The organism is Burkholderia sp. MS389, assembly GCF_016899425.1.
In the GTDB taxonomy this organism is placed as follows: Bacteria; Pseudomonadota; Gammaproteobacteria; order Burkholderiales; family Burkholderiaceae; genus Burkholderia; species Burkholderia sola.
In genome coordinates this window covers 784,521-807,690 of record NZ_CP045994.1, presented here as the reverse complement: position 1 = coordinate 807,690, position 23,170 = coordinate 784,521, and the positions used below count along the sequence as shown (strand labels likewise).

Genomic DNA, 23,170 nt, shown 5'->3' with positions numbered 1-23,170 from the left:
ACGCAACCGATTCCGCGATGACCGACCACGCCCGTTCCGCCACGCCCTTCCAGGTCGCCGCGCTGCAGATGGTGAGCGCGCCGGACGTCACCCGCAATCTCGCCGAAGCGCGCCGCCTGATCGCGGAAGCCGCCGGCGAAGGCGCGCAGCTCGTGCTGCTGCCCGAATATTTCTGCTTCATGGGCCACCGCGACACCGACAAGCTCGCGCTCGCCGAACCGTACCGGGACGGCCCGATCCAGCAATTCCTCGCCGACGCCGCGCGCCGCCACGGCATCTGGGTGATCGGCGGCACGCTGCCGCTGAAGGCGCCGGAACCCGACCGCGTGCTGAACACGACGCTCGTGTTCGATCCGTCCGGCAACGAGGCCGCGCGCTACGACAAGATCCACCTGTTCAACTTCGAGAAAGGCGACGAATCGTTCGACGAGGCGCGCACGATCCGCGCGGGCGACACGGTCGTCGCGTTCGACGCCCCGTTCGGGCAGGTCGGCCTGTCGGTCTGTTACGATCTCCGCTTTCCGGAGCTGTATCGCCGCATGGGCGACTGCGCGCTGATGGTCGTGCCGTCGGCTTTTACGTATACGACGGGCCGCGCGCACTGGGAAACGCTGCTGCGCGCGCGGGCCGTCGAGAACCAGTGCTACGTGCTCGCGGCCGCGCAGGGCGGCAAGCACGAGAACGGCCGGCGCACGTGGGGCCACAGCATGCTGATCGACCCGTGGGGCGAGATCGTCGCGGTGCGCGACGAGGGCGCGAGCGTCGTGCTCGGCGCGATCGATCCGCAACGCATCGCCGACGTACGCCAGAGCCTGCCCGCGTGGCGGCACCGCGTGCTGAGCTGAATCCGCCGCACCGCTTGAACCGCCGCGCGGCCCACCATCTGCCCGGCAGCACCCGACAACTTTTTGAGAACCCCGATATCCGCATGAACATCATCGAACCCGGCATCCGCAACCTCGCGCTGGCGAAGGACATCCTGCTCACGCCGTACGGCCTCGACGAAAGCCTGCTCACGCGCACGATCGCCGACATCTTCACGCATCGCGTCGACTACGCGGACCTGTACTTCCAGGCGACCCGCAGCGAAGCGTGGAGCCTCGAGGAAGGCATCGTCAAATCGGGCAGCTTCAGCATCGACCAGGGCGTCGGCGTGCGCGCGGTCGCGGGCGACCGCACCGCGTTCGCGTACTCGGACGACCTGTCGCCCGAAGCGATCGCGCAAGCCGCCGCCGCGACCAAGGCGATCGCGGCGGCCGGCGGCGGCCGCCAGAAAATCAAGGCCGCGTCGTCGCTGACCGGCATCTCGGGCCGCGACCTGTACCTGCCGTCCGATCCGCTCGCGTCGCTCGACGCGACGGCCAAGGTCAAGCTGCTCGAGCGCATCGAGCAGATGGCGCGCGGCCGCGACCCGCGCGTCACGCAGGTGATGGCGGGCCTCGCCGGCGAATACGACGTCGTGCTGGTCGCGCGCAGCGACGGCGCGCTCGCGGCCGACATCCGGCCGCTCGTGCGCGTATCGGTCACGGTGATCGCCGAACAGAACGGCCGCCGCGAGATCGGCTCCGGCGGCGGCGGCGGCCGCTTCGACTACGGCTACTTCACCGATGAGATCCTGTCGCGCTACGTCGACGACGCCGTGCACGCGGCGCTCGTGAACCTCGACGCACGCCCCGCGCCGGCCGGCGCGATGACGGTCGTGCTCGGGCCGGGCTGGCCGGGCGTGCTGCTGCACGAGGCGATCGGCCACGGGCTCGAGGGCGACTTCAACCGCAAGGGCTCGTCCGCGTTCGCGGGCCGGATCGGCGAGCAGGTCGCCGCGAAGGGCGTGACCGTCGTCGACGACGGCACGCTGCCGAACCGCCGCGGCTCGCTGAACATCGACGACGAAGGCAATCCGACGCAGTGCACGACGCTGATCGAAGACGGCATCCTGAAGGGCTACATCCAGGACACGCTGAACGCGCGCCTGATGAAGATGCCGGTCACCGGCAACGCGCGGCGCGAGTCGTACGCGGCGCTGCCGATGCCGCGCATGACGAACACGTACATGCTGAACGGCGACAAGGATCCGCAGGAAATCATCGCGTCGGTGAAGAACGGCCTGTACGCGGTGAACTTCGGCGGCGGCCAGGTCGACATCACGAACGGCAAGTTCGTGTTCTCGGCGTCCGAGGCGTACATGATCGAGAACGGCAAGGTCACCTACCCGGTGAAGGGCGCGACGCTGATCGGCAGCGGCCCGGAATCGCTGAAGTACGTGAGCATGATCGGCAACGACATGTCGCTCGACACGGGCGTCGGCGTATGCGGCAAGGAAGGCCAGAGCGTGCCGGTCGGCGTCGGCCAGCCGACCCTGCGGATCGACAAGATGACGGTCGGCGGTACGGCATAACCGCATCGCGGCGCAGACAATCCGCGCATTTTGACGAAAACGCGCGGATTGTCCGCATTTTTGAACGACCCCGGTTGCCAACCACGCAGGGACCGGGTATAAATTCCGAATCAACTTTTTTGACGAGCCGAATTTCCGTCATGTCCGCCAAGTTTTACTTTTACTTTTTTTGGTATCTCAGACCGCTGGCGGATCGAGAGGGTTGATGGCGCGTAAAGCGCAACCGAAATTCCCGAAAAAACCGCCGGCGAACCCGGCGGTTTTTTTTCGCCCTTCGTCAGCCGGTCGCCGCCGCAGCGGTCCCGCGGCCCCGACCGGAACCACTGAATTGCCCGAATTGATGAATCTGCCGCACGCGCACTGACCGAACGGCGCCCCGGAAAATGAGGAGAAACAGCATGCCCCCGCACAACACCGACGACGTCCGCATTCGCGAACTCAAGGAACTGACGCCGCCCGCCCACCTGATCCGCGAATTCGCGTGCTCCGAAGCCGCGTCCGAGCTGATCTACCACTCGCGCCAGTCGATGCACCGCATCCTGCACGGGATGGACGACCGGCTGATCGTCGTGATCGGGCCGTGCTCGATCCACGACACGAAGGCGGCGATCGAATACGCGGGCCGGCTCGTGAAGGAACGCGAACGCTTCAACGGCGAGCTGGAAATCGTGATGCGCGTGTACTTCGAGAAGCCGCGCACGACGGTCGGCTGGAAGGGGCTCATCAACGATCCGCACCTCGACAACAGCTTCAAGATCAACGAAGGGCTGCGCACCGCGCGCGAGCTGCTGCTGCAGATCAACGAAATGGGGCTGCCGGCCGCGACCGAATACCTGGACATGATCAGCCCGCAGTACATCGCCGACCTGATCTCGTGGGGCGCGATCGGCGCGCGCACGACCGAGTCGCAGGTGCACCGCGAGCTGGCATCGGGGCTGTCGTGCCCGGTCGGCTTCAAGAACGGCACCGACGGCAACGTGAAGATCGCCGTCGACGCGATCAAGGCCGCGTCGCAGCCGCACCATTTCCTGTCGGTGACGAAGGGCGGCCATTCGGCGATCGTGTCGACGGCCGGCAACGAAGACTGCCACGTGATCCTGCGCGGCGGCAAGACGCCGAACTACGACGCGGACAGCGTGAACGCGGCCTGCGCGGACATCGGCAAGGCCGGCCTCGCCGCGCGCCTGATGATCGATGCGAGCCACGCGAACAGCTCGAAGAAGCACGAGAACCAGATCCCGGTGTGCGCGGACATCGGCCGCCAGATCGCGGCCGGCGACGAGCGCATCGTCGGCGTGATGATCGAGTCGCACCTCGTCGAGGGTCGCCAGGACCTGAAGGAAGGTTGCGCGCTGACCTACGGCCAGAGCATCACCGATGCGTGCATCGCGTGGGACGACAGCGTGAAGGTGCTCGAAGGCCTCGCGGAATCGGTGAAGGCGCGGCGCGTCGCGCGCGGCAGCGGCAACTGAAGGACGCCGACAGGCTGACCGTATGGCCCCGCCTGACGGCGAGTTGGCCATGCGGCCAGCGTGCGGTCGGCGGGTTGCTCTGCCAGACTAGCTAACATTACCTAGCCAGCCAGAGGATCGACCATGTCGACCGTCAACCTGCGCGATGCGAAGTCGCGGCTTTCCAGCCTCGTGGAGGCGCTTGAATCGGGGCGCGAAGCCGAAGTCGTGATCGCCCGCAATCGTCATCCGGTCGCCCGGATCGTTCCGTACACCGCGCCGAAGCGGATCGGTGCAGCCCGTCAGTTGCTTGCCGGATTGAACATCCCGACAAGCGTCGACGCATTCAATACCGGCGATGAATCGATCGCCGCGGACTTCGATGCCAGCCCGGACCAAGGGCTCGCGCCGTGAACGTGCCGCTCGATACGCACGTCGCGCGCTGGGCGGCTGAAGGCGCGCCGCAATTTCGTACGGCGCCGCAAGTAAAAAGCCCGGCTCGCGCCGGGCTTTGTCATTTCGTCGTTGCCTCGGCCGCAACCGGCCGTCAGATCCTCACTCGAGCGCGCCCGACCCGAAGATCTCGGTGTTCACGCGTTCCGGCGCGACGCCGAGCGCGACGAGCGCATCGCGCTGCGCCTTCATGAACGCGATCGGCCCGCAGATGTAGTAGTCCGCGTCCGGCACCAGCGCGTACTGCTGCACACGCTCCGGCGTGAGGCGCCCTTCGAGGTCGTGATCGATGCCGGCACGATCGTTCGGGCCGACCAGCTCATACAGCACCGTACGCTTCACGTTCGCGTGCTCGCGCGCCGTGTCGTTCAGCCAGTCGCGGAACGCGTGCACCGCGCCCGAACGGCATGCATGGACGAACCGCACGTCGCGCGGGCTGCCTTCGGCGATCAGTGTCGACGCCATCGACATCATCGGCGTGATGCCGACGCCGCCCGAGATCAGCACGACCGGCGTATCCACGTCGCGCTTCAGCGAGAAGTCGCCCATCGGCGCGGTCACCTCGACGATCGCGCCCTCCTCCACGCCATCATGCATCAGCGTCGACACCTTGCCGGCCGGGATCGCGTCGGCCTTGCCGGCCTCGCGCTTCACCGAGATGCGCAGCCATTTGCCGTGCGGCGCGTCGGACAGGCTGTACTGGCGCGGCTGGTCGACGCCGAGATCGCCGACGAAGCGCTTCACCGTGATGTACTGGCCGGGCTCGAAGGTCGGCGCGCCGCCGCCATCGGCGGGCGTCAGGTAGAACGACGTGATTTCGTCGCTTTCACGCACCTTGCGCGCGACCTGGAACGGGCGGAAGCCGCTCCATGCGGCGCCTGCGTAAAGATCGGCCTCGGCGCCGATCAGGATCTGCGCGAGCTGGCCGTACGCGACGCGCCACGCTTCGAGCGTATCCGCATCGACTGCATCGCCGAGCACCTCGACGATGGACGCGAGCAGGTTCTCGCCGACGATCGGGTAATGCTCGGGGCGGATGTTCAGGCTCGCGTGCTTGTGCGAGATGCGCGACACCGCGCCGCCCAGCGCGCCGAGGTTGTCGATGTTCGCCGCATACGCATAGACGGCCTTCGCGAGCGTCTCCGGCTGGCTGCCGGTCTTCTGGTGCGTCTGGTTGAACAGGTTCTTCAGTTCCGGATGACGCGCGAACATGCGCTGATAGAAATGCTTCGTGATCGTCGCGCCGTGCTCGGCGAGGACGGGGGCGGTGGCCTTCACACGGGCCATCTGGTCAGCGGTGATGTGGGTCATGTTCGTTCTCCGTTAAACATGCACATACGATACATGTTTAAAAACAGGCGCCCCTCGGGCAAATTGTCGCAGTGCGCAAAAAGCGGGATGGCGCGTTAGCGGACGCGCTCGCGCTCCCACAGCACGTCGGCGCCGCCGCCGGCGCGGTTCAGCACGCGCGCCAGTACGAACAGCAGGTCGGACAGCCGGTTCACGTAACGCCGCGGCGCATCATTCAGCGTATCGGTGCGGCCGAGCGCGACGATCGAGCGCTCCGCGCGTCGGCACACGGTTCGGCACACGTGTGCGAGCGACGCCGCGCGCGAGCCGGCCGGCAGGATGAATTCCTTCAGCGGCGGCAGCGTCGCGTTGTAATCGGCGAGCCACTGGTCGAGGCGCGCGAGATGCGTGTCGTCGAGCACCGCGTGGCCGGGGATGCACAGCTCGCCGCCGAGATCGAACAGGTCGTGCTGGATCGTGACGAGCGCGGTGCGCACGTCGTCCGGCAGCGGCTCGGCCAGCAGCACGCCGAGATTCGAGTTCAGTTCGTCGACGTCGCCGATCGCGGCGATCCGCGCGTCGTCCTTGCCGATGCGCCGTCCGTCGCCGAGGCCGGTGGTGCCGTCGTCGCCCGTGCGCGTCGCGATCTTGCTCAAGCGGTTGCCCATGCGAATGTCCTCTCGTGCGCGGCCGCGACGCGGCCCGGTTGGCTGGAACGCGATTATCGCAGCCCGCGGCGGGAGGCGCAGCAGGCGTTACAGCGTAGAATGGGCCGACAGTATGACAAGCAGTCAGGAGACATTCGTGAACCACCCTGCCCCGCCGGCCGCCACGCGCCGCCCGCTGCCCCCCGCCATGCTCGATGCGCTGCGCGCCGCCTTCGGCGAGCGCGTGTCGACCGCCGACGCAGTCCGCGCCCATCACGGCCGCGACGAATCCCCGTTCGATCCGCAACTGCCCGACGCCGTCGTGTTCGCGCGCAGCACCGACGACGTGCGCGAAGTCGTGTCGCTGTGCTCGCTCTACAGCGTGCCGCTGATCCCGTACGGCGCCGGCTCGTCGCTCGAAGGCCACCTGCTCGCGGTGCGCGGCGGCGTGTCGCTCGACCTGTCGGAAATGAACCGCGTGCTGTCGATCAACGCCGAAGACCTGACCGTGACGGTCGAGCCGGGCATCACGCGCAAGGCGCTCAACGAAGCGCTGCGCGACACCGGCCTGTTCTTCCCGATCGACCCGGGCGCCGACGCCAGCATCGGCGGGATGACCGCGACCCGCGCATCCGGCACCAATGCCGTGCGCTACGGCACGATGCGCGAGAACGTGCTCGGCCTCACCGCGGTGCTCGCGGACGGCCGCGTGGTCAAAACCGGTTCGCGCGCCCGCAAGTCGTCGGCCGGCTACGACCTCACGCGCCTGTTCGTCGGGTCCGAAGGCACGCTCGGCGTGATCACCGAGATCACGCTGCGCCTGCACCCGCTGCCCGAAGCCGTATCGGCCGCGATCTGCACGTTCCCGACGATGGGCGACGCGGTGCGCACCGTGATCGAGACGATCCAGATCGGCGTGCCGATCGCGCGCGTCGAATTCGTCGACGCGCTGGCCGTGCGCTCGATCAACCGTCACTCGAACCTGACGCTGGCCGAAGCGCCGACGCTGTTCTTCGAATTCCACGGCACCGACGCCGGCGTGAAGGAACAGGCCGAACTCGTGCAGGCGCTCGCCGGCCAGAACGCCGGCCAGGGCTTCGAATGGGCGACGCGCCCCGAGGATCGCACGCGGCTCTGGTCCGCGCGCCACAACGCGTACTTCGCGATGCTGCAGTTGAAACCCGGCTGCCGTGCGGTAACGACCGACGTGTGCGTGCCGATCTCGCAGCTCGCCGCGTGCGTCGAGGAAACCGAGGTCGACCTGCGCGCGTCGTCGCTGCCCTGCCCGATCGTCGGCCACGTCGGCGACGGCAATTTCCACGTCGCGATCCTGATCGATCCCGACAAGCCCGAGGAGCTCGCCGAAGCCGAACGCATCAACGACCGGATCGTCGAGCGCGCGCTGCGGCTGGGCGGCACCTGCACGGGCGAGCACGGCGTCGGGCTGCACAAGATGCGCTTCCTGCCGCAGGAGCACGGCGACAACGCGATCGACACGATGCGCGCGATCAAGCTCGCGCTCGATCCGCGCAACCTGATGAATCCGGGCAAGATTTTCACGTGCTGACCCGGCGGCGCGACATCGCGCCCCACGCTGGAGACCTCATGAACGCTCCCGTCGAACTGTCGAGCGCCGCACGCGCGCAGCGCCAGCGCGAAGTCGTGCAGGCGCTGATGGCCGTGCTGCCGACGCACTGCCTGCTGTACCGCGACGAGGACACGGCGCCGTACGAATGCGACGGCCTGTCCGCCTACCGCCGGCTGCCGCTCGCGGTCGCGTTGCCCGAGACGGAATCGCAGGTGCAGCGGATCGTGCAGATCTGCCGCCGCATGGAAGTGCCGATCGTGCCGCGCGGCGCCGGTACGAGCCTGTCGGGCGGCGCGCTGCCGATCGCGCTCGGCGTCGTGCTGTCGCTCGCGCGCTTCACGCGCATCGTCGAAGTCGACCCGTACGCCCGCACCGCGACCGTGCAGCCCGGCGTGCGCAACCTCGCGATCTCGGAGGCGGCCGCGCCGTACGGCCTGTATTACGCGCCCGATCCGTCGTCGCAGATCGCGTGCACGATCGGCGGCAACGTCGCGGAAAACTCGGGCGGCGTCCACTGCCTGAAATACGGGCTGACCGTGCACAACGTGATGCGCGTGCGCGCGGTGACGATCGACGGCGAGGTCGTCGAATTCGGCTCGCTCGCGCTCGACATGCCAGGCCTCGACCTGCTCGCGGTGATGATCGGCAGCGAAGGGATGTTCGCGATCGTCACCGAGGTCACGGTGCGGCTGATCCCGAAGCCGCAGACCGCGCAGCTCGTGATGGCGAGCTTCGACGACGTCGTCAAGGGCGGCGAGGCGGTAGCGGCGATCATCGCGTCGGGCATCATCCCGGCCGGGCTCGAGATGATGGACAAGCCGGCCACGCAAGCCGTCGAGGCGTTCACGCACGCGGGCTACGACCTCGACGCGAAGGCGATCCTGCTGTGCGAATCGGACGGCACGCCGGAAGAAGTCGCCGAGGAGATCGTGCGGATGACCGCCGTGCTGCGCGAACACGGCGCGACGCGCATCCAGGTGTCGCGCAACGAACACGAGCGGCTGCGCTACTGGTCGGGCCGCAAGAACGCGTTCCCGGCCGCCGGCCGCATTTCCGCCGACTATTACTGCATGGACGGCACCGTGCCGCGCCGCGCGATCGGCCCGCTGCTCGCGCGCATCGAGCAACTCGAAACGCGCTACGGGCTGCGTTGCATCAACGTGTTCCATGCGGGCGACGGCAACATGCATCCGCTGATCCTGTACAACGCGAACGATCCGGACGAGCTGCACCGCGCCGAGCAGTTCGGCGCGGAAATCCTCGAATGCTGCGTGGAATTCGGCGGCAGCGTGACGGGCGAGCACGGCGTCGGCATCGAAAAACTCAATTCGATGTGCGTGCAGTTCTCGCCGCAGGAGCGCGATGCGTTCTTCGCGGTCAAGCGCGCATTCGATCCGGCCGGGCTGCTGAACCCGGACAAGGGCATCCCGACCCGCGCGCGCTGCGCCGAATACGGTCGCCAGCACGTGCGCGGCGGGCTGCTGCCGCACCCCGACCTGCCGCGTTTCTGAACGGCGCACGGGTCGCGGCTCCGCACCGGCGGCCGCGGTGCGGGGCTCTGCCGCGCCCGCGCGGCGCGGTCGCGCGCCGGCGCCGGCATGCCGCACGCGAGACGGGGCTTAGGGATAGTCGCGATGTGGAATCGCGCCACCCCGGTACAATCGACCGAACAACAAGTCGAGGCAGCAACAGAACATGGAAGAGGACGACATCGTCGCCGGATGGGCCGAGCGCGTTCGCGCGGCCAGTGCCGACGGCCGGCCGCTGCGGATTCGCGGCGGCGGCACCAAGGACTGGTACGGCCAGGCGCTCGACGGCGAAATACTCGACACGCGCGCGTTTCAGGGCATCGTGTCGTACGACCCGGCCGAGCTCGTCGTCACGGTCCGCGCGGGCACGCCGCTCGCGCAGCTTGAAACCGTCCTCGCCGAGTGCGGCCAGATGCTGCCGTTCGAGCCGCCGCATTTCGGCCGCGCGGCCACCGTCGGCGGCTGCGTCGCGGCCGGCCTCGCGGGCCCGCGCCGCGCCACCTGCGGCGCACCACGCGATTTCGTGCTCGGCGTCACGCTGATGAACGGCCGCGGCGACATGCTGCGCTTCGGCGGGCAAGTCGTGAAGAACGTCGCCGGCTACGACGTGTCGCGGCTGATGGCCGGCGCGCTCGGCACGCTCGGGCTGATGCTCGACCTGTCGATCAAGGTACTGCCGATGCCTGTCGCCGAGGTCACGCTGAAGTTCGAGATGACCGCGACCGACGCGGTGCGCAAGCTCAACGAATGGGGCGGTCATCCGTTGCCGGTCAGCGCGAGCGCGTGGCGCAACGGCACGCTCGTGCTGCGCCTGTCGGGCGCGGAAGCCGCCGTCAAATCCGCGAAAACGCTGCTCGGCGGCGAAGTCGTCGACGCGGTCGAGGCCGAGCGCTTCTGGGCCGGCCTGCGCGAGCACACCGACCCGTTCTTCAACGGCATCCCGCCCGGCTACGCGCTGTGGCGCCTGTCGCTGCCGTCGATCACCGAACCGATGCACCTGCCCGGCACCCAGTTGATGGAATGGGGCGGCGCGCAGCGCTGGTGGATCACCGACGCCGACGCGCAGACCGTGCGCATGAGCGCGAAGCAGGCCGGCGGCCATGCGACGCTGTTCCGCGCGGGCGATACCTACGACCGCAGCGCGGGCGTGTTCACGCCGCTGCCCGCGCCGATGATGAAGATCCACCGCGGGCTGAAAAGCGCATTCGATCCCGCGCGCATCTTCAATCGCGGCCGGCTGTACCCTGATCTCTGAGGGATCGATGCAAACGAATCTCGCCGATTTCATCCGCAACACGCCCGACGGCGACGAGGCCGACGCGATCCTGCGCAAGTGCGTGCACTGCGGGTTCTGCACCGCGACCTGCCCGACCTATCAACTGCTCGGCGACGAACTCGACGGCCCGCGCGGCCGCATCTACCTGATCAAGCAGATGGTCGAAGGCGCGGCCGTCACGCGCAGCACGCAACAGCACCTCGACCGCTGCCTCACGTGCCGCAGCTGCGAGACGACCTGCCCGTCCGGCGTCCAGTACGGCCGGCTCGTCGAGATCGGCCGCAAGCACGTCGAGGCGCAGGTGGAGCGCCCGGCGCAGCAGCGGCTGATGCGCCGCGTACTCGCGAGCGTCGTGCCGAACGCCGCGCTGTTCTCGCCGGTGATGCGGCTCGGCCAGCACGTGCGGCCGCTGCTGCCGAAGCGGCTGCGCGACAAGGTGCCGCCGCGCACGCGGCTGCTCGAATGGCCGCATCGCACGCATACGCGCAAGATGCTGATGCTCGGCGGCTGCGTGCAGCCGTCGATGCTGCCGAACATCAACATCGCGACCGCGCGCGTGCTCGACGCGCTCGGCATCGAGACGGTCGTCGCGCCCGACGCGGGCTGCTGCGGCGCGATCCGCCTGCACCTGAACTATCACGACGAAGCGCTCGACGACGCACGCCGCAACATCGACGCGTGGTGGCCGCACGTCGAACAGGGCGTCGAGACGATCGTGATGAACGCGTCGGGCTGCGGCGCGACGGTGCTCGAATACGCGCACCTGCTGCGCGACGATCCGGCCTACGCGGAAAAGGCGCAGCGCATCGTGTCGCTGACGCGCGACATCTCCGACGTGCTGCTCGCGTTCGAGGCCGAACTCGCGACGATCGCGCGGCGCCGCGCGATCCATACGGTCGCGTACCACCCGCCGTGCACGCTGCAGCACGGCCAGCAGTCGCGCGGCAAGGTCGAGCGCCTGCTGGAGACGCTCGGCATCGACGTGCGGCTGCCGGCCGACAGCCACCTGTGCTGCGGCTCGGCCGGCACCTACTCGCTGACGCAGCCGTCGCTGTCGTACCGGTTGCGCAAGCAGAAGCTGCTGAAGCTGCAGGCGCTCGAACCGCAGATGATCGTGTCCGGCAACATCGGCTGCATCGCGCATCTGCAGAGCGGCACGCAGGTGCCGGTCGCTCATTGGGTCCAGCTCGTCGAGCATTTGCTGTACGGCTAGAGGCTGTTCACGCCGATAACGGGCGGGCGCGCGGCGTCCGTATAATGAGCGGATCGATGCGCCGCGTGTCGCCGCGCATCGGCTTCATGTCCGCTTCCGTGCCTGCTTTCGTGCTCGCCATGTCCGATCTCGCCGCCCGCCTCGACTCCGTTCACCGCCGCATCGCCGACGCCGCCCGCGCGGCCGGCCGCGATCCCGCCACCGTCTCGCTGCTCGCCGTGTCGAAGACGTTTCCGGCCGACGACGTGCGCGCCGCGCATGCGGCCGGGCAGCGTGCGTTCGGCGAAAACTACGTGCAGGAATCGATCGACAAGATCGACGCGCTCGCCGACTTGCGCGCGAGCCTCGAATGGCATTTCATCGGGCCGCTGCAATCGAACAAGACGCGCGCCGTCGCCGAGCGCTTCGACTGGGTCCATTCGGTCGACCGGCTGAAGATCGCGCAGCGCCTGTCGGAACAGCGCCCCGCGCATCTGCCGCCGCTGAACGTGTGCGTGCAGGTGAACATCAGCGGCGAGGCGTCGAAGAGCGGCGTCGCGCCGGCCGACGTGGCCGAGGTCGCACGTGCGGTCGCCGCGCTGCCGTCGCTGCGGCTGCGCGGCCTGATGGCGATTCCCGAACCGGCCGGCGACACCGACGCGCAACGCGCGCCGCATCGCGCGCTGCGCGCGTTGTTCGACGCGTTGCGCGCCGACGGCCTGCCGCTCGACACGCTGTCGATGGGCATGTCCGCCGATCTCGACGCTGCGGTGCTCGAAGGCGCGACGATCGTGCGCGTCGGCACCGCGATCTTCGGCGCGCGCGATTACGCGCACTGAGCGCCGCGCTCTTTTCCGCCTTTCCGTCCACTCACTCGCTCATTCCCGACATCATGAAAATCGCATTCATCGGCGGCGGCAACATGGCCGCGGCCCTGATCGGCGGCCTGATCAAGCGCGGCGTCGCCGCGGACGGCCTGTACGCCATCGACGTCAACGAGGACGTCCGCGCGCGCGCCGCGCAGCAGTTCGGCATCCGTACCGGCGCGGCCGTCGACGCGACGCTCGCCGACTACGACGCGATCGTGCTCGCGGTGAAGCCGCAGGTGCTGCACGACGTCGCGCAGGCGCTCGCACCGCACCTGAAGTCGCAGCTCGTGATCAGCATCGCGGCCGGCATCCGCGGCACGGATCTCGCCCGCTGGCTCGGCGGCTACGCGCGCGTCGTGCGCACGATGCCGAACACGCCCGCGCTGGTCGGCATGGGCGTGACGGGCCTCGCCGCGCTGCCGGGCGTCGACGCGGCCGGCCGCGAACTCGCGTCGGACGTGCTCGGCGCGGTCGGCGAGATCGTGTGGTTCGACGACGAAGCGCGGCTCGACGCGGTCACCGCGATTTCGGGCAGCGGCCCCGCGTACGTGTTCTATTTCATCGAAGCGCTGCAGGAAGCCGCGCGCCGTCTCGGCATGAACGACGAGCAGGGCCGCGCGCTCGCGGTCGCGACGTTCACGGGCGCCGCGCAGCTCGCCGCGCAATCGGGCGAACCGGCGAGCGTGCTGCGCGAACGCGTGACGTCGAAGGGCGGCACGACCGCCGCCGCGCTCGCGGCGTTCGACGCGCAGGCCGTGAAGGAAGCGATCGTGCGCGGCGCGCTCGCGGCCGAAGCGCGGGCGAAGGAAATGGGCGACGAGCTCGGCCGCGCGTAAGCGCGACAGCGGCGCCGGTTTGGCCGGCGCCGGACGTAAAAAAAGCGACCGTCGGGTCGCTTTTTCGTTGGCACCGCGCGAAAAGACGCGCGCAGTGTCGGTCAGTTGCCGGCCAGCAGGTAATGCACGGCGATGCCGGCGAACAGCACACCGCCGAGCCAGTTGTTGTGGCGGAACGCCGCGAAGCACGGCATCCGTTCGCGATCCTTGATCAGCGTGTAGTGATACAGCGCGCAACCGACCGCCGCCGCCCAGCCCGCCCAGTACGCGAGGCCGAAGCCGAGCGTCACGCCGATCCACACGTAGATGCCGAGCGTCGCCGCGTAGCACGCCATCACGGCCGCGACGTCGAAACGGCCGAACGTCAGCGCGGACGTGCGGATGCCGATCTTGATGTCGTCGTCGCGATCGACCATCGCATATTCAGTGTCGTACGCGACCGACCAGAAGATGTTCGCGACCAGCATCACCCACGCCAGCATCGGCACCGTGTCCTGCACGGCCGCGAACGCCATCGGGATGCCGAAGCCGAACGCGATGCCGAGATACGCCTGCGGAATCGCGAAGAAGCGCTTCATGAACGGATAGGAGCCGGCGACGAACAGCGCGACGACCGACAATTCCTTCGTCAGCGTATTGAGCGGCAGGATCAGCAGGAACGCGATGAACGACAGCCCGACCGCGATCGCGACGGCTTCCCATGCGCGGATCTTCCCCGACGTCAGCGGCCGGTCGGCCGTGCGCTTCACGTGGCGGTCGAAATCGCGGTCGGCGTAGTCGTTCATCGCGCAGCCGGCCGAGCGCATCAGCAGCGTGCCGAGCGTGAAGATCACGAGCAGCGGCCAGCGCGGGTGGCCGTCCGACGCGATCCACAGCGCGTTGAGCGTCGGCCACAGCAGCAGCAGGCTGCCGATCGGCTTGTCCATCCGGACGAGCCGCAGATACAGGGGAAAGCGGGCAAGCATGGCGAAGCACCGGGAAGAGAATCCCGGCATTTTAGAGCCGACCGGTGCTCCGCGTCATGTCGGCGCGGCCCGCGGCCGGCGGTCGTGGCGGGCCGGCTGGCCGCCGCGGCCCGCTGCGCGCGGCCGTGCCGCTGTGCGCATCATTCAGGGGCCAGATTCCAGGCCGCCCCGGATTGGGCCAGCCTGCCGCCCCCGGCCGCGCCGGGCTTATGCAAGCAGCGACCGCAGCATCCATGCGGTCTTTTCATGCGTCTGCAGGCGCTGGGTCAGCAGATCGGCGGTCGGCTCGTCGCTCGCCGCGTCGGCGATCGGGAAGATGTCGCGCGCGGTGCGCACGACCGCCTCGTGCCCTTCGACGAGCTGGCGAATCATGTCCTCGGCGGCCGGCACGCCCTTCGCTTCCGGCACCGACGACAGTTTCGCGAATTCGCCGAACGTGCCGGGCGCGACGACGCCCAGCGTGCGAATGCGCTCGGCGACGGAATCGACCGCGAGCCACAGTTCGTTGTACTGCTCCTCGAACATCAGGTGCAGCGTGTTGAACATCGGTCCGGTCACGTTCCAGTGGAAATTGTGGGTCTTCAGGTACAGCGAAAACGTATCGGCGAGCAGGCGCGACAGGCCGTCCGCGATGTTCTTGCGGTCCTTGTCGCTGATACCGATGTTGATCTGCGTGGCGTTGCCTTTCTTGGCCATCTTCGGGACTCCTCATTCGACATGTTGAACCGGCGAAAATGCGTCGAGCAATCCGCATGCCGTGTCGCGCGGCATGCGTTCGCGACTCGCCATTCTAGCGTCGCGAATCGGGCGTCGCACTACGCGAGCGCATGCAGCGCCTGCGCGGCCAGCTCCGCCGCCCCGCCGACGACGATCGCGAAGCCGACCCCGTAGCGCGCCAGCTCCGCCGGCGAGCGCAGAATGGGCGACGCGGCCGCGCGCACGTTGAGCATCATTTGCGTCATGGTCGTCACTCCTTTGACAAGACATCGTTCAGAGAAGAAACGGCCGGTCGCTGGACCGGCCGTTTCACGTTGCTGCATGACTGCGTGACTGCATCAGCACGCGGCCGGGTTCATGCGAGGTCGAAGCGGTCGAGGTTCATCACCTTGTTCCAGGCCGCCACGAAATCCCGCGCGAACTTCTCCTTCGCATCCGCGCTGCCGTACACCTCGGCCAGCGCGCGCAACTGCGAGTGCGAGCCGAAGATCAGGTCGACGCGCGTGCCCGTCCACTTGACCGCACCCGTCGCGCGGTCGCGCCCTTCGAACACGTCGTTCGCTGCCGATACCGGCTTCCATTCCGTGCCCATGTCGAGCAGGTTCACGAAGAAGTCGTTCGTCAGCGTTTCCGGACGATCGGTGAACACGCCATGCTTCGCGCCGCCGGCATTCGCGCCGAGCACGCGCAGGCCGCCGACGAGCACCGTCATCTCCGGCGCGCTCAGCGTCAGCAACTGGGCCTTGTCGACCAGCAGCGCCTCGGCCGGCGTCTTGTACGCATGCTTCAGGTAGTTGCGGAACCCGTCCGCCACCGGCTCGAGCACGGCCATCGCTTCGACGTCGGTTTCTTCCTGCGACGCATCCGTGCGGCCCGGTGCGAACGGCACCGTAATCGCGACACCGGCGTGCTTCGCCGCCTGCTCGACGCCGGCCGCACCGGCCAGCACGATCAGGTCGGCCAGCGACACCTTCTTGCCGCCCGTCTGCGCATCGTTGAACGCCTTCTGCACGCCTTCGAGCGTTTCGAGCACCGCCGCGAGCGCCGCCGGCTGGTTCACTTCCCAGTCCTTCTGCGGCGCGAGGCGGATGCGCGCACCGTTCGCGCCGCCGCGCTTGTCCGAGCCGCGGAACGTCGCCGCCGACGCCCATGCGGTCGACACGAGCTGCGACACGGACAGGCCCGTGGCCAGCACCTTCGCCTTCAGCGCGGCGACGTCGGCGGCGTCGATCAGCGGGTGATCGACGGCCGGGACCGGGTCCTGCCACAGCAGGTGTTCCGCCGGCACGTCCGGGCCGAGGTAACGGGAACGCGGGCCCATGTCGCGGTGCGTGAGCTTGAACCACGCGCGTGCGAACGCGTCGGCGAATTCGGCCGGATTCTCGTAGAAGCGGCGCGAGATCTTTTCGTAGGCCGGGTCGAAACGCAGCGACAGGTCGGTCGTCAGCATCGTCGGACGATGCTTCTTCGACGCGTCGTACGCATCGGGAATCACTTCGCCGGCATCCTTCGCGACCCACTGGTGCGCGCCGGCCGGGCTCTTCGTGAGCTCCCACTCGTAGCTGAACAGGTGCTTGAAGAAGTCGTTGCTCCACTGCGTCGGCGTCGACGTCCACGTGACTTCGAGGCCGCTCGTGATCGTGTCCTTGCCCTTGCCCGTGCCGAACGTGCTCTTCCAGCCAAGGCCCTGCTGCTCGATGCCCGCGGCTTCCGGCTCGGGGCCGACGTTCGACGCCGGGCCGGCGCCGTGCGTCTTGCCGAACGTGTGGCCGCCCGCGATCAGCGCGACCGTTTCCTCGTCGTTCATCGCCATCCGCGCGAACGTCTCGCGGATGTCGTGCGCGGCGGCGACCGGGTCCGGGTTGCCGTCCGGGCCTTCCGGGTTCACGTAGATCAGGCCCATCTGCACCGCGGCGAGCGGGTTTTCGAGCTCGCGCTTGCCCGTGTAGCGGCTGTTCGGGCCGCCGCTCAGTTCCAGCCAGATCTTTTCCGAACCCCAGTAGACGTCGTCCGGTTCCCACGTGTCGGCGCGGCCGCCCGCATAGCCGAACGTCTTGAAGCCCATCGATTCGAGCGCGACGTTGCCGGTCAGGATCAGCAGGTCGGCCCACGAGATGTTGCGGCCGTACTTCTGCTTGATCGGCCACAGCAGGCGGCGCGCCTTGTCGAGGCTCACGTTGTCCGGCCAGCTGTTGAGCGGCGCGAAGCGCTGCTGCCCGCCGCCCGCGCCGCCGCGGCCGTCGGCCGTGCGGTACGTGCCGGCGCTATGCCATGCCATGCGCACGAACAGGCCGCCGTAGTGGCCGAAGTCGGCCGGCCACCAGTCCTGCGACGTCGTCATCAGCGCGTGCAGGTCCTGCTTCACCGCGGCGAGATCGAGCGTCTTGAACGCTTCCGCGTAGTCGAAATCGGGGTCCATCGGATCGGATAGCGCCGAATGCCGATGCAGGACGTTGAGGTTCAGCTGATTCGGCCACCAGTCCTTGTTCGTCGTGCCGCTGCCTGCGGTGTGGTTGAACGGGCACTTCGTTTCGTTCGACATGCTTTTTCTCCTTGTCTTGCTCGTAGGCCCCCACGTGCCGGGCGCGGTTCGTGGAGCATTGCGGGGGGATGAAACGGAACAGGCGGTTCCTCCTGTCGTACTACGGGATGTCGCGCGCGGCCTGCGACACGCATTCCCGTTGCCACGCGCCGCAGGCGGGGCGCTCGCGGAAGGGGCTGCCGGCACGCGTCGTGCCGGCGAGGCGGCCGGCTTGTCGGGTATCGGACATGCAATGCTTCCTCATGGCTCGACGGCGGGTGAATCGGGGGAACACAGGACCGGCGTGCGGCGGCACTCATCCGCCATACACACGGTCCGCCAGGTATGCGAACGCAATCGGGCGCAGGCTGCGAACCGCCGCCCTGGCGCGATGTACGACCGTGTCGCGCGACGGGGTGTTCCGCTGCGCGTGCTGCAATACCGACCGCATCATGACATCCTCCTTTGACGCTTGCATTCAACCTGCATCCCGAACGTCGGCGCGACGCCGATCCATGGAGAGGATTCTATCTATATCTATCAATTATTTGAATTTGATAAATTTCATCTATGTGATAGGGAAAAATAAACGGGGTCGCACGACCCCGTTCATCACGCTGCCACACACGCCTGCGCCAGCGCGTCAGTTCATCGTGGCCGGCATGTCGAGCTTCGCGACACCCGGCAACTCGCACGCGGCGATCGCGTCGCTGATCGCGTCGATCGCGGGCATCCGTGTGAAGCTCTTGCGCCACACGAGCACCACGCGGCGGTCGGGCACCGGTTCGTTGAACGGCACGTACGACAACAGCTCGGCGTCGGGCCCGTTCGCGCGCGGGCCGACCTCGGCGACCGACATCCGCGGCAGCACGGTGATGCCGACGCCGCTCGCGACCATGTGGCGAATGGTTTCGAGCGACGAGCCCTCGAAGGTCTTCTGGATGCCGTCGGCCGTCTGCGAGAAGCGCATCAGTTCCGGGCACACGCCGAGCACGTGATCGCGGAAGCAGTGGCCGTTGCCGAGCAGCAGCATGGTTTCCTGCTTCAGGTCCTCGGCGTCGATTTCGTCGCGCTTCTCCCACGGATGGCCGGCCGGCAGCGCGACGACGAACGGCTCGTCGTACAACGGCCGCACCATCAGGCCGGTTTCGGGGAACGGCAGCGCCATGATCGCGGCGTCGATCTCGCCCTGCTTCAGCAGTTCGAGCAGCTTCAGCGTGTAGTTCTCCTGCAGCATCAGCGGCATCTGCGGAACACGCTGGATCATCTGCTTGACGAGCGTCGGCAGCAGGTACGGCCCGATCGTGTAGATCACGCCGAGGCGGAACGGGCCGACGAGCGGGTCCTTGCCCTGCTTCGCGATCTCCTTGATCGCGAAGGTCTGCTCGAGCACGCGCTGCGCCTGGGTGACGATCTGGTCGCCGATCGGCGTCACGCTCACTTCGCTCGCGCCGCGCTCGAAAATCTGCACGTTGAGCTCGTCTTCGAGCTTCTTGATCGCCACCGACAGCGTCGGCTGGCTCACGAAGCACGCTTCGGCCGCGCGACCGAAATGCCGCTCGCGCGCGACCGCGACGATGTACTTCAATTCAGTCAGGGTCATTGTGGGTCAATCAGGGATATACAGGCGATAGGTTTAATTTATACACCGGTTGGCACCGGTTCGCCAAGTTTCTCTGCATCGCGATGCGTCGAGTGGCGGCTTTCGTGGCGGCTTTCGATCCGGCCCCAGGGCCGGTCGATCAGGCTTTCAGGTACTGCTCGCGCGCGCCGAGCCAGCGCGCGAGATGCTGGGTGACGACCTCCGGATACGCGGCAATCAGCCGCGCGGCGGCCTCGCGGGCCGGATCGATCAGCCAGCCGTCGGTCTCGAGGTTCGCGAAGCGCAGCATCGCCGCGCCCGACTGGCGCGCGCCGAGGAATTCGCCGGGGCCGCGGATTTCGAGGTCGCGCCGCGCGATCTCGAAGCCGTCGGTCGTCTCGCGCATCGTCTTCAACCGCTCGCGGCCCGCGATCGACAGCGGCCCGGTGTACAGCAGCACGCACACCGACGCCGCGGTGCCGCGCCCGACGCGGCCGCGCAACTGGTGCAGCTGCGCGAGGCCGAAACGCTCGGCGTGCTCGATGACCATCAGCGACGCGTTCGGCACGTCGACGCCGACCTCGATCACGGTCGTCGCGACCAGCAGCTGCACTTCGTTGCGCGTGAACGCGTCCATCACGGCCGCCTTGTCGGCCGGCGACAGCCGGCCATGCACGAGGCCGACCTTCAACTCGGGCAGCGCCGCGGCCAGCGTCTCGTAGGTTTCGACGGCCGTCTGCAGTTGCAGCGTCTCGCTCTCCTCGATCAGCGGGCACACCCAGTACACCTGGCGCCCGGTCAGCGCGGCCTCGCGCACGCGGGCGATCACCTCGTCGCGCCGCGCGTCGCCCACCAGCCGCGTCAGCACCGGCGTGCGACCCGGCGGCAGCTCGTCGATCGTCGACACCTCGAGATCCGCGTAGTACGTCATCGCGAGCGTGCGCGGAATCGGCGTGGCCGACATCATCAGCTGGTGCGGCTGGAAGTCGCGCGCGCCGTTGGCCGCATTCGCGGCCTTCGCGCGCAGCGCGAGACGCTGCTCGACGCCGAAGCGGTGCTGCTCGTCGACGATCACGAGGCCGAGCCGCGCGAATTCGACCGTGTCCTGGATGATCGCGTGCGTGCCGATCACGAGCTGCGCGGTGCCGAGCGCGGCCGCCTCGATCGCCGCGCGTTTCTCCTTCGCTTTCAGGCTGCCCGCGAGCCACGCCACCGTGACGCCGAGCGGCTCGAGCCATGCGCGCAGCTTGCGCGCGTGCTGTTCCGCGAGGATTTCGGTCGGGGCCATCAGCGCGGCCTGGTAGCCGGCGTCGATCGCCTGCGTGGCGGCCAGCGCCGCGACGACCGTCTTGCCGCTGCCGACGTCGCCCTGCAGCAGCCGCTGCATCGGGTGCGCGAGCGTGAGGTCGTGCGCGATCTCGTCGACGACGCGCGCCTGCGCGCCCGTCAGCGTGAACGGCAGCGCCGCGTAAAAGCGCGTGGTCAGTGCGTCGGCATCGGTCGCGGTGCGGCGCGGCATCGCGGGCGCGGCGCGCGTGCGGCGCTCCTCGTGCGCCCGCTTCAGCGACAGCTGCTGCGCGAGCAGCTCCTCGAACTTGATGCGCGTCCACGCAGGATGCGAGCCGTCCATCAGCGCGGCTTCGTCCGAATCGACGCGCGGGTGGTGCAGGATGCGCACGGCCTGCTCGAGCGACGGCACGTCGAGCGGCTTCAGATAATCGCGCTGGATCTCGGGCGGCAGCAGTTCGGGCAGCGGCGTGCGTTCGACCGCGTTCTCGATCGCCTTGCGCAGATACGCCTGCGACACGCCGGCCGTACTCGGATAGACGGGCGTCAGCACCTGCGGCAGCGGTGCGTCGGCTTCGACGACGCGCACGGCCGGATGCACCATTTCCATCCCGAAGAAGCCGCCGCGCACGTCGCCGCGCACGCGCAGCCGCTGGCCGACGGCCATCTGCTTGACCTGCGACCCGTAGAAATTCAGGAAGCGCAGCACGAGCTGCTCGCCGTCGTCGTCCTGGATCTTCACGACGAGCTGGCGGCGCGGCCGGAATGTGACCTCGTTGTCGAACACGACGCCTTCGGTCTGCGCGATGCCGCCCGGCAGCAACTCGCCGATCGGCGTGAGCGTGGTCTCGTCCTCGTAGCGCATCGGCAGGTGCAGCACGAGATCGATCGAACGCGTGAGGCCGAGCTTCGCGAGCTTGTCGGCGGTTTTCACGGGCTTGTCGGCGACTGCCTTTTTCTTGCGCTTCGCACCGGCCGCGCCGGCTTCGTCGCTCGCGGCGGCGCCGTCGGCGTCGGGCGCGGCGGCCGCGGGCTGCGCGAGCCGGCCGTCGGCGCCGCGCTTCGGGCCGGTGCGGCGCGCGCCGGGGCCCGATGCGGCCGGCGCGGGCGTGGCGGCATCGTCCGCGTCGAACGGATCGGCGGAATCGGCAACGGCAGCGGGGGAACGGCGTGGTGACACAGGCATCGGATCGTCTGGGTGCTTCGCAAGGCAAGTACAATAGCGGCTTTCACGTCGTCCGAACGAACGACGCCGGCCAGGCCGCGCATCCCGTCATCATAGCGGCTCGCGCGCCCCAATTACGCGTTTCCGCCCTGCCGGCGACGCCCGCCGGCCGCTTCGAACCAGCCCGCATGTTCACGCTTTCCGATTTCGATTTCAATCTGCCGCCCGAGCTGATTGCACAAACCGCGCTGCCCGATCGCACCGCGAGCCGCCTGCTCGAGGTGGATCGCACCGTCGAGCCCGCACGCCTCGTCGACCGCCATTTCGCCGAGCTGCCGGCGTGCATCGCGCCCGGCGACCTGCTCGTGTTCAACGATACCAAGGTGCTGAAGGCGCGTTTCTTCGGCCAGAAGGCCAGCGGCGGCAAGATCGAGGTACTGATCGAGCGCGTGACCGGCACGCACACGGCGCTCGCGCAGATCCGCGCGAGCAAGTCGCCGGGCGCCGGCACGACGCTGCGTCTGGCCGACGCGTTCGACGTGACGGTCGGCGAGCGCGTCGAGCCGTTCTTCACGCTGCACTTCCCCGCGCCGTGCCTGGACCTGATCGAACAGTACGGCCGCCTGCCGCTGCCGCCGTATATCGAGCACGATCCCGACGCGACCGACGAAACGCGCTACCAGACTGTCTACGCGAGCAATCCGGGCGCGGTCGCAGCGCCTACGGCCGGGCTGCATTTCGATCAGCCGCTGCTGGAGAAGCTCGACGCGATGGGCGTCGAGCGCGCGACGCTGACGCTGCACGTCGGCGCCGGCACGTTCCAGCCGGTGCGCGTCGACAACATCGCCGAGCACAAGATGCACAGCGAGTGGTACGACCTGCCGCAGTCGCTCGTCGACAGGATCGCCGCGACCCGCGCACGCGGCGGCAACGTGATCGCGGTCGGCACGACGTCGATGCGCGCGCTCGAAGCCGCGGCGCGCAGTGCCGACGAAGCGGGCCGCGCGCTCGCGGCGACGCAGGCCGAAACCGACATCTTCATCACGCCCGGCTACCGTTTCCGCGTGGTCGACCGGCTCGTCACGAATTTCCACCTGCCGAAATCGACGCTGCTGATGCTGGTGTCCGCGTTCGCGGGCGTCGAGACGATCCGCGCCGCGTACCGGCACGCGATCGCCGAACGCTACCGGTTCTTCAGCTACGGCGACGCGATGCTGCTCACGCGGCGCGACACGCCGGAGACGTCGGGCGCGTAAGCGCAGTCCGCAGCATGGGCTTGATGCGCACGACGGCCAGCGCGTCGCACGGCCACCGCGCCCTTTTTTGCGTTGCGTGCGCTACTCTGGCGCGCACCCGCTTTTTCCCGCCACCGGATTCCCGGCGGCGTTTCCAACATGCGCCGGGCTT

20 protein-coding genes are annotated in these 23,170 nt (G+C 68.4%); 11 read left to right on the top strand and 9 right to left on the bottom strand.

Features of this window, described 5'->3' with window-relative positions:
- Nucleotides 1-17: 17 nt before the first annotated feature.
- The 4 genes from GJG85_RS03720 (at nucleotide 18) to GJG85_RS03705 (ending at nucleotide 4,260) form a co-directional block, all read left to right on the top strand.
- Nucleotides 18-845 carry a carbon-nitrogen hydrolase family protein gene (locus tag GJG85_RS03720; RefSeq protein WP_089488179.1) on the top strand — a complete coding sequence of 276 codons (828 nt, stop codon included), beginning with the start codon at nucleotides 18-20 and terminating at the stop codon, nucleotides 843-845.
- 83 nt (nucleotides 846-928) lie between these two features.
- Entirely contained in the window at nucleotides 929-2,395 is a 1,467-nt protein-coding gene (gene tldD, locus GJG85_RS03715) for a metalloprotease TldD (RefSeq protein ID WP_050011776.1), read from the top strand.
- 398 nt (nucleotides 2,396-2,793) lie between these two features.
- Complete coding sequence (gene aroG / locus GJG85_RS03710) at nucleotides 2,794-3,867, top strand: 3-deoxy-7-phosphoheptulonate synthase AroG (RefSeq protein ID WP_050011777.1); 1,074 nt, start codon at nucleotides 2,794-2,796, stop codon at nucleotides 3,865-3,867.
- A 123-nt stretch (nucleotides 3,868-3,990) separates the two neighbouring features.
- Nucleotides 3,991-4,260, top strand: a complete 270-nt coding sequence (locus GJG85_RS03705; RefSeq protein WP_050011778.1) for a type II toxin-antitoxin system Phd/YefM family antitoxin — start codon at nucleotides 3,991-3,993, stop codon at nucleotides 4,258-4,260.
- 141 nt (nucleotides 4,261-4,401) lie between these two features.
- Here GJG85_RS03705 and hmpA read toward each other — a convergent pair whose 3' ends face one another.
- Nucleotides 4,402-5,610 (bottom strand): NO-inducible flavohemoprotein, encoded by a 1,209-nt coding sequence (hmpA, locus tag GJG85_RS03700; RefSeq protein WP_089488178.1) that lies wholly within the window; start codon nucleotides 5,608-5,610, stop codon nucleotides 4,402-4,404.
- A gap of 95 nt (nucleotides 5,611-5,705) precedes the next feature.
- Nucleotides 5,706-6,257, bottom strand: coding sequence for a cob(I)yrinic acid a,c-diamide adenosyltransferase (locus GJG85_RS03695; protein WP_050011780.1), 552 nt, complete (start codon nucleotides 6,255-6,257; stop codon nucleotides 5,706-5,708).
- Between the two features lie 136 nt (nucleotides 6,258-6,393).
- On the opposite strand from GJG85_RS03695, the gene GJG85_RS03690 reads away from it, so the two are divergent.
- From GJG85_RS03690 to proC, 6 genes are all read left to right on the top strand, one after another.
- Nucleotides 6,394-7,803, top strand: coding sequence for an FAD-linked oxidase C-terminal domain-containing protein (locus GJG85_RS03690; protein ID WP_204383665.1), 1,410 nt, complete (start codon nucleotides 6,394-6,396; stop codon nucleotides 7,801-7,803).
- A 38-nt stretch (nucleotides 7,804-7,841) separates the two neighbouring features.
- Nucleotides 7,842-9,335: an FAD-linked oxidase C-terminal domain-containing protein gene (locus GJG85_RS03685; RefSeq protein ID WP_050011782.1), complete on the top strand. Its 1,494-nt coding sequence runs from the start codon at nucleotides 7,842-7,844 to the stop codon at nucleotides 9,333-9,335.
- A 184-nt stretch (nucleotides 9,336-9,519) separates the two neighbouring features.
- Nucleotides 9,520-10,608 carry a glycolate oxidase subunit GlcE gene (gene glcE, locus GJG85_RS03680; RefSeq protein WP_050011783.1) on the top strand — a complete coding sequence of 363 codons (1,089 nt, stop codon included), beginning with the start codon at nucleotides 9,520-9,522 and terminating at the stop codon, nucleotides 10,606-10,608.
- Between the two features lie 7 nt (nucleotides 10,609-10,615).
- Nucleotides 10,616-11,842 carry a glycolate oxidase subunit GlcF gene (gene glcF, locus GJG85_RS03675; RefSeq protein ID WP_050011784.1) on the top strand — a complete coding sequence of 409 codons (1,227 nt, stop codon included), beginning with the start codon at nucleotides 10,616-10,618 and terminating at the stop codon, nucleotides 11,840-11,842.
- A 119-nt stretch (nucleotides 11,843-11,961) separates the two neighbouring features.
- The gene (locus tag GJG85_RS03670) at nucleotides 11,962-12,660 is read left to right on the top strand and encodes a YggS family pyridoxal phosphate-dependent enzyme (protein ID WP_089488620.1); all 699 of its coding nucleotides are present in this window, start codon (nucleotides 11,962-11,964) and stop codon (nucleotides 12,658-12,660) included.
- 53 nt (nucleotides 12,661-12,713) lie between these two features.
- The gene (proC, locus tag GJG85_RS03665; protein WP_050011785.1) at nucleotides 12,714-13,526 is read left to right on the top strand and encodes a pyrroline-5-carboxylate reductase; all 813 of its coding nucleotides are present in this window, start codon (nucleotides 12,714-12,716) and stop codon (nucleotides 13,524-13,526) included.
- 101 nt (nucleotides 13,527-13,627) lie between these two features.
- On the opposite strand, the gene ubiA is transcribed toward proC, so the two are convergent.
- The 7 genes from ubiA to recG form a co-directional block, all read right to left on the bottom strand.
- Entirely contained in the window at nucleotides 13,628-14,491 is an 864-nt protein-coding gene (ubiA, locus tag GJG85_RS03660; protein ID WP_050011786.1) for a 4-hydroxybenzoate octaprenyltransferase, read from the bottom strand.
- 207 nt (nucleotides 14,492-14,698) lie between these two features.
- The gene (gene dpsA, locus GJG85_RS03655; RefSeq protein WP_050011787.1) at nucleotides 14,699-15,187 is read right to left on the bottom strand and encodes a non-specific DNA-binding protein DpsA; all 489 of its coding nucleotides are present in this window, start codon (nucleotides 15,185-15,187) and stop codon (nucleotides 14,699-14,701) included.
- A 119-nt stretch (nucleotides 15,188-15,306) separates the two neighbouring features.
- Nucleotides 15,307-15,453 (bottom strand): hypothetical protein, encoded by a 147-nt coding sequence (locus tag GJG85_RS03650; RefSeq protein WP_162838113.1) that lies wholly within the window; start codon nucleotides 15,451-15,453, stop codon nucleotides 15,307-15,309.
- Nucleotides 15,454-15,563: 110 nt separating this feature from the next.
- Nucleotides 15,564-17,750, bottom strand: a complete 2,187-nt coding sequence (gene katG / locus GJG85_RS03645) for a catalase/peroxidase HPI (RefSeq protein ID WP_176015566.1) — start codon at nucleotides 17,748-17,750, stop codon at nucleotides 15,564-15,566.
- 100 nt (nucleotides 17,751-17,850) lie between these two features.
- Nucleotides 17,851-17,979 (bottom strand): hypothetical protein, encoded by a 129-nt coding sequence (locus GJG85_RS35200; RefSeq protein WP_256975448.1) that lies wholly within the window; start codon nucleotides 17,977-17,979, stop codon nucleotides 17,851-17,853.
- Nucleotides 17,980-18,372: 393 nt separating this feature from the next.
- Nucleotides 18,373-19,332 carry a LysR substrate-binding domain-containing protein gene (locus tag GJG85_RS03640; protein ID WP_006476864.1) on the bottom strand — a complete coding sequence of 320 codons (960 nt, stop codon included), beginning with the start codon at nucleotides 19,330-19,332 and terminating at the stop codon, nucleotides 18,373-18,375.
- A gap of 139 nt (nucleotides 19,333-19,471) precedes the next feature.
- Entirely contained in the window at nucleotides 19,472-21,784 is a 2,313-nt protein-coding gene (recG, locus tag GJG85_RS03635) for an ATP-dependent DNA helicase RecG (protein WP_204383663.1), read from the bottom strand.
- A 167-nt stretch (nucleotides 21,785-21,951) separates the two neighbouring features.
- On the opposite strand from recG, the gene queA reads away from it, so the two are divergent.
- Nucleotides 21,952-23,019: a tRNA preQ1(34) S-adenosylmethionine ribosyltransferase-isomerase QueA gene (gene queA / locus GJG85_RS03630; RefSeq protein ID WP_089488177.1), complete on the top strand. Its 1,068-nt coding sequence runs from the start codon at nucleotides 21,952-21,954 to the stop codon at nucleotides 23,017-23,019.
- Nucleotides 23,020-23,170 lie beyond the last annotated feature (151 nt).

Excerpts from the sequence above, each read along its gene's own strand:
- GJG85_RS03695 (WP_050011780.1), bottom strand. The coding sequence starts at position 6,257 with ATGGGCAACCGCTTGAGCAAGATCGCGACGCGCACGGGCGACGACGGC.
- GJG85_RS03720 (WP_089488179.1), top strand. The coding sequence starts at position 18 with ATGACCGACCACGCCCGTTCCGCCACGCCCTTCCAGGTCGCCGCGCTG.
- GJG85_RS35200 (WP_256975448.1), bottom strand. The coding sequence starts at position 17,979 with ATGTCCGATACCCGACAAGCCGGCCGCCTCGCCGGCACGACGCGTGCC.
- GJG85_RS03705 (WP_050011778.1), top strand. The coding sequence starts at position 3,991 with ATGTCGACCGTCAACCTGCGCGATGCGAAGTCGCGGCTTTCCAGCCTC.
- recG (WP_204383663.1), bottom strand. The coding sequence starts at position 21,784 with ATGCCTGTGTCACCACGCCGTTCCCCCGCTGCCGTTGCCGATTCCGCC.
- GJG85_RS03650 (WP_162838113.1), bottom strand. The coding sequence starts at position 15,453 with ATGACGCAAATGATGCTCAACGTGCGCGCGGCCGCGTCGCCCATTCTG.
- GJG85_RS03640 (WP_006476864.1), bottom strand. The coding sequence starts at position 19,332 with ATGACCCTGACTGAATTGAAGTACATCGTCGCGGTCGCGCGCGAGCGG.
- tldD (WP_050011776.1), top strand. The coding sequence starts at position 929 with ATGAACATCATCGAACCCGGCATCCGCAACCTCGCGCTGGCGAAGGAC.
- aroG (WP_050011777.1), top strand. The coding sequence starts at position 2,794 with ATGCCCCCGCACAACACCGACGACGTCCGCATTCGCGAACTCAAGGAA.
- hmpA (WP_089488178.1), bottom strand. The coding sequence starts at position 5,610 with ATGACCCACATCACCGCTGACCAGATGGCCCGTGTGAAGGCCACCGCC.
- glcF (WP_050011784.1), top strand. The coding sequence starts at position 10,616 with ATGCAAACGAATCTCGCCGATTTCATCCGCAACACGCCCGACGGCGAC.
- ubiA (WP_050011786.1), bottom strand. The coding sequence starts at position 14,491 with ATGCTTGCCCGCTTTCCCCTGTATCTGCGGCTCGTCCGGATGGACAAG.
- GJG85_RS03685 (WP_050011782.1), top strand. The coding sequence starts at position 7,842 with ATGAACGCTCCCGTCGAACTGTCGAGCGCCGCACGCGCGCAGCGCCAG.
- GJG85_RS03670 (WP_089488620.1), top strand. The coding sequence starts at position 11,962 with ATGTCCGATCTCGCCGCCCGCCTCGACTCCGTTCACCGCCGCATCGCC.
- katG (WP_176015566.1), bottom strand. The coding sequence starts at position 17,750 with ATGTCGAACGAAACGAAGTGCCCGTTCAACCACACCGCAGGCAGCGGC.
- dpsA (WP_050011787.1), bottom strand. The coding sequence starts at position 15,187 with ATGGCCAAGAAAGGCAACGCCACGCAGATCAACATCGGTATCAGCGAC.
- queA (WP_089488177.1), top strand. The coding sequence starts at position 21,952 with ATGTTCACGCTTTCCGATTTCGATTTCAATCTGCCGCCCGAGCTGATT.
- proC (WP_050011785.1), top strand. The coding sequence starts at position 12,714 with ATGAAAATCGCATTCATCGGCGGCGGCAACATGGCCGCGGCCCTGATC.
- glcE (WP_050011783.1), top strand. The coding sequence starts at position 9,520 with ATGGAAGAGGACGACATCGTCGCCGGATGGGCCGAGCGCGTTCGCGCG.